The organism is Moorena sp. SIO3H5, assembly GCF_010692395.1.
Lineage (GTDB): Bacteria > Cyanobacteriota > Cyanobacteriia > Cyanobacteriales > Coleofasciculaceae > Moorena.
The window spans coordinates 1-7,104 of sequence record NZ_JAAHHS010000388.1 but is presented as its reverse complement, the minus strand read 5'-3'; the positions used below and the strand labels follow the sequence as shown (position 1 = coordinate 7,104).

At 43.0% G+C, this 7,104-nt stretch carries 5 protein-coding genes; 3 read left to right on the top strand and 2 right to left on the bottom strand.

Annotated features, from left to right (window positions below; translation table 11 throughout):
* Positions 1–248: 248 nt before the first annotated feature.
* Entirely contained in the window at positions 249–575 is a 327-nt protein-coding gene (gene trxA / locus F6K52_RS29090; RefSeq protein ID WP_293086916.1) for a thioredoxin, read from the top strand.
* Between the two features lie 66 nt (positions 576–641).
* Here the strand turns inward: trxA and F6K52_RS29085 are convergent, their stop codons facing one another.
* On the bottom strand, positions 642–3,602 hold the full coding sequence (locus F6K52_RS29085) for a methyl-accepting chemotaxis protein (RefSeq protein ID WP_293086914.1): 2,961 nt from the start codon (positions 3,600–3,602) through the stop codon (positions 642–644).
* Positions 3,603–4,032: 430 nt separating this feature from the next.
* Positions 4,033–4,395 carry a response regulator gene (locus F6K52_RS29080; protein WP_293086910.1) on the bottom strand — a complete coding sequence of 121 codons (363 nt, stop codon included), beginning with the start codon at positions 4,393–4,395 and terminating at the stop codon, positions 4,033–4,035.
* A gap of 521 nt (positions 4,396–4,916) precedes the next feature.
* On the opposite strand from F6K52_RS29080, the gene F6K52_RS29075 reads away from it, so the two are divergent.
* Both F6K52_RS29075 and F6K52_RS29070 read left to right on the top strand, forming a co-directional pair.
* On the top strand, positions 4,917–6,119 hold the full coding sequence (locus tag F6K52_RS29075; protein ID WP_293086907.1) for an aminotransferase class V-fold PLP-dependent enzyme: 1,203 nt from the start codon (positions 4,917–4,919) through the stop codon (positions 6,117–6,119).
* A 281-nt stretch (positions 6,120–6,400) separates the two neighbouring features.
* Positions 6,401–6,541, top strand: coding sequence for a hypothetical protein (locus F6K52_RS29070; RefSeq protein WP_293086902.1), 141 nt, complete (start codon positions 6,401–6,403; stop codon positions 6,539–6,541).
* The last annotated feature ends 563 nt before the right edge of the window (positions 6,542–7,104 follow it).

The following is a 7,104-nucleotide window of genomic DNA, read 5'->3' as shown; positions in this document are numbered from 1 at the left end:
ATTTTCCTCAAATGCTGGATTTTTGATTTTAATAATCGGTCGAATAGGTAAATCAAAATAGGTATGTGCTAAAGGTTTAATATCAAGCTGTAACCTGTAACCTGCAACCTGTAACCTGTAACTTGTAACCGCCTCACCTGTTCCGCCCTATAGGAGTGTCAACTTTTGCCCAAGATATTCAATCGGTGTTGTGACTATGGTAAAATTTCGTAGGTACGTAGCAAAAGTATTCGCAAGGATTTCCAGGCATGTCAAAAGCCGCCCCAGTTACAGACTCGACCTTTCAGGAAGAGGTACTTGATAGCGACACCCCAGTATTGGTAGATTTTTGGGCACCTTGGTGCGGTCCCTGTCGGATGGTGTCTCCGGTTGTGGATGAGATAGCAGACCAGTACGAGGGTCAGGTCAAAGTCGTTAAGCTGAACACCGACGAAAATCCTAAGGTGGCAGGTGATTATGGTATCCGTAGTATACCAACGTTGATGATTTTCAAGGGAGGTCAACGAGTAGATATGGTTGTGGGTGCAGTCCCCAAAAGTACCTTGGCGAATACTATCGAAAAGCACCTCGACTAATGGCAAAAGGCTTGTAGGCAAAAGGGGAAATGTAAAAGATTGCGTCCCACCTCCTCAGCTCCTCAGCTATTCGTCGCCAATCTTAAATTGACCAACGGACATCTGCAACTTCTGGGCAACCTCTACAGTTGTTCGTAGGGATTGAGAAACTTCGCCAGAAGAATGAGAGGTTTGTAGGGAGTTAGCAGCAATTTCCTGTATTAAGTCAGTAACGTCCCGAGATGTTTCGGCTTGGGAAACTGTGGCGTTAGAAATAGATTGGACTAACTGGTCAATCTCATGGGAGACGGCAACAATTTCTTCTAGGCTCTGTTTAGCCTTGAGAACCATTTGGGTTCCATCAACCACTTGTTTTTTACCGTCTTCCATGGCTTTGACCACCTCTTGGGTTTCCTGCTGAATGGTGTCAATCACCTGTTGAATGTCTTTGATGGCATTGGCTGACTGAGTTGCTAATCTACCCACTTGTTCTGCAACCACTCGAAACCCTTCTCCCTCTTCTCCCGCACGGCTCGCTTCAATTCCAGCATTGACTGACAGTAAATTAGTCTGTACTGCTATTTCCTGTACCAACCCGACTACTTTAGCAATCTCCTTAGAAGATTCCCCTAGCAGCTTTACTTTCTTGGCTGTGTTGACTACAGTCTCTCGCAAATTTACAATAGTCTCAACTGTGCTATCCATAGCTTGCCCACTAGTAAGGGCAGCGTTTGAGGCGATGTGAGAAACGTCTGCTGCTTGGCGGGCATTTTTTGAGACGGCTTCAATCGAGTACATCATCTGCTCAATAGAGCTTAGAGTATTAGTAATCTTATCTGACTGCTCCATGGCTTGCTGGGCTAATTCACCCACTGCCTGTTCATCAGCAGCAACAGCAGTGTTGACTTGGGTCGAGGCAAGTTTGACCTGGAGCACAATTTGCCGCAAACTTTCAATCAGGGCATTGAAGAAATCCGCCACTGTGCCAATTTCCCCCTCACCCACTTCTGCTCGGACTGTGAGGTCTCCCTTGGCAGCATTTTCCACATTATACAAGAGTTCCAGTACTTGGTGCTGGAGTGCTTCTTTTTGCTGACGTTGCTCAATAGCATTTAACTCCGCCGCCCGGCGTGCTTGTTCGATTTGGTCAGAGGTTGATGCTGCTTTCTGGAGCGCTAAGTCCGCGTCTACTCGTGCTTGTTGTAACTGTTCAAACAGATGAGCTTGGTTGAGGGCAAAGCCCATCTGAATCGCCAATTGTTTTAATAAATCCGCCTCTTCTGGCTGCCAGTCCCGTGGCTCAGAACACTGATGAGCACATAATAAACCTACCAGTTCATCTTCATGCAAAATGGGCGCAACCATGTTGGCTTTGACCTGTAGCCGTTCGAGAATCTCACAGTGGCAGCCCGTTAAGCTAGCTTCATAGACGTTATGGCAAACCCAGACTCGCCCACTTTTGAACCGATCCACAGACCCTTCCCGCAATGGGTCATTAATAATTTTCCCCATGGCTTGAATCCAACCTGGTGCTACGGATTCCGCCATGATTGTTCCACTATCCCACCCTTCATTGAAGCTATAGATCACCACCCGGTCGGTTTGCAATATACTGCGAACTCCATCTACTGAGGTACTGAGGATATTTTCTGATGTCACAGATTTATAAAGAAGGCTGGTAAACTCAGCAAATAACTGGGAGCGCTGCGCTATGGCTTGCTGCAGAAAAGCCTGTTGAGCGAGAGCTTCTTCCTTAGATACGATGTTGTCAGCAAGTTTATTGAAGGTATCTGCCAGTTGACCAACTTCATCAGTAGCTATTACCTCAGCACGGGTTTGGCGATCGCCTGCGGCAAATTTATGGGTAGTCTGGTGTAGCCTTTTAATCGGTTCAGCAATTGACCGCCCCAGGAGAATTGCCAAGAATATATCTGTTGCTAATGCCAAAAACCCAATAGACCCTTGTAGCAGTAGGCTACCTGTAACAAAAGCATTCAGGTCAGATTCGCTAGTCCCCCGGACTAATACTGCCACCGGTTCTCCCTGAGAATCCATTAGAGCTTTTGCTGCCATGGTGTAGGTTTGCTCTCCTAGCTTCTGACGGTCGGTAACTAACTCGCCTACTTTACCAACATTAATAGCTTTCTCAAGTAGGGATTGGTTAGGTAAGGGAAGATCAGATTGGGCTTGGTCCCAATTGGCCGCTTTACCTTGGTCTAAGGCTGTTACTAAGGCAAATTCTCCCGAAGGCTGACGCAAATAAACAGCACTGTAGCCTCCGTTAAAGGTTTTCAGGGTTTCTTTGACAATGGGTTCCTTGCCATTAACAATATCCCCAGAAACCAAAGCACCAATCACCTCGTCAGTTTTTGGGTCTTTTACTGGTGTGACCGTGTAACGAATTAGGACACCTTGCTTTACAGTTTCTTGGTTCGCCAACCCTTCAAGTAAAGGGGGTGATTCTTTTTTTAATTCTTGCCAGCTGACAATTTGATTGGCTGTAATTTGCTTACGCTGCTTAAAGACTTGACTAACCAGGTTATTGGGATCAAACCTTTCTCCTTTCCGGTCAGCATTAGCATTAACAATAATTCGTAAATCTTTGTCCACCAGAGTGGCATATTCAATCTGCCGAGCCCTCATTTCATTCTGGAGAATCTGCTTAACTTGCCCCTCTAATGATTTGGACAATAATTGATTTCTACTATGGGCAAGAGCAGCTTCAATAATAGCAGTATTTTCCGATTGACCACGGAAACCAAACTCCATTTGGTTGATTTTAATGTTGTAGTTTATTTCTGTAACAGCCAATTCTGACTGAGCTTGTCCACGTAATTGAGCTCTTCCTCCAAATATAATTAATATTGCTCCTACACCCATCAGTGCAGCCACAGAGATTACTTCGGAGGAAAACAAACCAACAATTTGCTTACTTCTAACTGGTAAGTTATAAAACCATTGTAGGCGTGATTTTTTGCTTTTTTGAGAGGAAGAAATTTTGAGGGTAGTCGTTGGCTTGATTACGGGGCGCAATTGTATACCTGTCATTATTGAGTAACTATCCAACTAAAATAATATATAATGATTAATTATTTTTTGATATAAAGAATATAAGAATTTATTTATAATATTTTATATAGCCGATCTAATCTTAATCTAGAGACACTTATTTTACCCGTGTTCCCTAATCGGAATTTACTTCCTAAAATCAAAAACTTGTTTACTTTATTTTAAAAATGCTATAATTTAATCAAAAATAGCATTTTTATGGCAGTACTGTGTTATCTGTAATCTCTCTATAAAAAAAATAATAGCAAGCAATAATAACCGAAATAAATTACTATACTAAATTAATTAAATCTATTTTTAGATATTAATTTAATCTCTTTAAAGAGATTAAATATTTATTTAAAAAATTAGGGTATAATAATTAGTATTATTACTCCTATGCATAAACTGATGTGACTCAACTGATGACTCAAACCACAGCCAACTTAACAATGTCCACTAGCTGCTGTTTAGAAAAAGGTTTGGTGAGATAGGCATCAGCGCCTTGTTTCATACCCCAGAGACGGTCGATGTCCTGATTTTTAGAAGAACAAATAACAATAGGAATGCTAGTGGTATCCCGATGGTTCTTCAGGCTGCGACACAACTCAAAGCCACTCATTCCTGGCATGATTATATCTAGGACTATAACATCAGGTTTTTCGGTTACCGCCTTATCCAAAGCATCTTTAGCATCGGCAATACAAATAACTGTGTTACCACTGTCCCGTAGGTATCTAGCCATTAACTCTAACTGAGCCAGGTTATCTTCAACAATCAAAACTTTACTCATAGTTCAATTAATTGGTGTTTAACACTATAATCTAATCATGAATTTGTTGACTGTTGACTATTGGTTTACTATTGACTGTTGACTCTCCAATACGGTCAACTCAACAAAAAACGTTGTATTAAATAAACTTTTCAAGTTTAGTCAAGTTTAATTATAATTGACCTAGTAAAAAATAAAACTTTAATAAAACTTTAATAAAACTTTAATAATTAATACGGCTAAGTAGACCGGTTATAGTTTACTGCTATGGACTTAATACCAAGACAGTAGTAGAGTAAGTGGACTGGCGCATACATAATAAAATAACCCCAAGACCAACGGATTAGTGTTAGCGACCGTTAACTGAGGAATTGCTGAAATTTTATACATATGCACTTGACAAGCTCAAGCAGCGCTGTAGAAATGCACAAAGTTTGCGCTTTTTAAATTAAGACATATGTCTTAGTTCAATATATCCAAAAAATTTTAGCTTGTCCACGGGGTTGATAAGATAAAATACCAGGGGATTGACTAAAATGCTCATGACTGGTATATCTACTACAGCAACTCCACGGGACATCCACCGACAGCAATTTCCGGCATTAGCCCACAAAGCCTATTTCAATTTTGGGGGCCAAGGGACTCTGCCTCTGGTATCTCTAAATGCGATCCAACAAGCCTATGAGTATCTGCAGCGCTATGGCCCATTCTCGGGTAAAGTCAATGACTGGGTTACCGAGGAATCCCACAAAACTAGAAGTGCGATCGCATCAGAGTTGGGGACATCAGCAGAAACGATCACCCTAACCGAAAATGTGACCGTTGGCTGCAATATTGCGATGTGGGGGATTGATTGGCAACCGGGTGATCACATGCTGATGAGTGATTGTGAACACCAAAGTATTATCGCTACTGCCCAGGAAATTTCCCGTCGGTATCAGGTAGAGGTATCTACTTGTCCAATTATGGCAACTCTAAATCAGGGAGATCCCACTAAAACTATTGAGCAATACTTACGACCTCAGACGAGATTGGTGGTATTGAGTCATCTACTGTGGAATACCGGTCAAGTATTGCCACTCAAGGATATTACTGAAGTGTGTCACAACTACCCTAAGAGTAGCCAATTGGTGAGGGTTCTAGTGGATGCAGCTCAGTCAGTAGGTTCTTTGCCCTTAAATTTAACCGAACTGGGGGCAGATTTCTATGCCTTTACCGGTCACAAGTGGTGGTGTGGCCCAGCAGGAGTTGGAGGTCTCTATGTGAGTCCAGATGCCAAGAGCAGTCTCAATCCCACATTTATTGGTTGGCGGGGGATTATTCTGGATAAAGCTGGGAAACCTGTGGCTTGGCAACCAGATGGACAGAGATTTGAAGTGGCTAGCTCGGCTTATCCCCTGTATGGAGGATTACGTAGTGCGATCGCAATTCATCAGCAATGGGGAACTGCTGAAGAACGTTATCACCAAATTTGTCAATTGAGTGAATACCTATGGCTTGGCTTATCCAAGTTGGAAGCAGTCAGCTGTTTGGCGACTTCACCTCCCAAAGCTGGTCTGGTGTCCTTTGTGTTGACTAATGGCAAGCGCCATAAGACATTAGTAGAGTTTCTGGAGCAGCAAGGCTTTTTGCTACGAACTCTCCGGGACCCAGACTGTGTCCGTGCCTGTGTTCACTACTTCACCCAGCCGGATGAAATTGATAGGTTGATTGAGGCCATTGATGGGTTTAGTTCTGATAATTAATCAGAAAAGCTTAAGTCAAAGCTTAAGTCAAAGTTTAAGTAAAGATGCACCCCATTAGATAGTCATGGCCTACGATTCACACACATTTCATACTTTCAATAATGAGGGGTTAGTGTTTGCGATCGCATTTGCAGTTAGGTTTATTTTGTATGAGTTGATGTTTTTTTTCTTCAGGGTTGATGGTTAACGGTTGACAGTGAAGCGTCAACCCTTAATATCATCTCAGGATAATTAGTCTGTCTTGATGCAATAGCGAGTGGGGGAAACCACGGCAGTCGCTCATGGTTAGAAGTTACCGTAAGACAGTTGAGCCTTGTCTTGATGCAATAGCGAGTGGGGGAAACCACGGCAGTCGCTCATGGGGGAAACCCCCTTTGGCGGCGCTGCCTCCCCAAGACCGCGCAAATCACGCTAATCAATAAGTTTTACCCTTTTTCTGCATAGCCGACCAACCATAAAGGCTCAACGTAATCAGGTTTCGTCTCCGGGGGGACCCCCCTTTGGCGGCGCTGCCTCCCCAAGACCGCCCTGCATCGCTTAATAAAAATCTCCCCCATCTCCCCCATCTCCCCACACCTCCCACCCGACAAACACTTCCCACCCGACCCTTAATTATGGGTATTAAACCGGACTTGATATTACACTCCTACTTACTTCCTCTCGCCTATCCCGGAGCAAATCCATAATTTCCTCAGTGTAGCGATGGAATTTGGGATTACGCTTTATTTTGTAAGTACCCTAGATATTTTATCATTAATGGTTTGGCAATTAGCATCCAGTTTTCATGCTGCCAAAGCTTCCATGGATTCCAGGTAGCCATCAAAATTTTAGTTGTACATTAACGCTATTGGCTTCAAATAAACCCACATTCCGCAGGTTCATCAGCAAAGGAGATAATATTTACGACAAGGAGCACCAAAGAACTTTAGAATCCAACACCGTTCCTCACTGAGGTTAGAAATCTGTTTCAAGGAGGCGTAAGTTA

Bases quoted from the DNA above. Each gene is read 5' to 3' on its own strand.
- trxA (WP_293086916.1), top strand. From the start codon at position 249: ATGTCAAAAGCCGCCCCAGTTACAGACTCGACCTTTCAGGAAGAGGTA.
- F6K52_RS29085 (WP_293086914.1), bottom strand. From the start codon at position 3,602: ATGACAGGTATACAATTGCGCCCCGTAATCAAGCCAACGACTACCCTC.
- F6K52_RS29080 (WP_293086910.1), bottom strand. From the start codon at position 4,395: ATGAGTAAAGTTTTGATTGTTGAAGATAACCTGGCTCAGTTAGAGTTA.
- F6K52_RS29075 (WP_293086907.1), top strand. From the start codon at position 4,917: ATGACTGGTATATCTACTACAGCAACTCCACGGGACATCCACCGACAG.
- F6K52_RS29070 (WP_293086902.1), top strand. From the start codon at position 6,401: ATGGTTAGAAGTTACCGTAAGACAGTTGAGCCTTGTCTTGATGCAATA.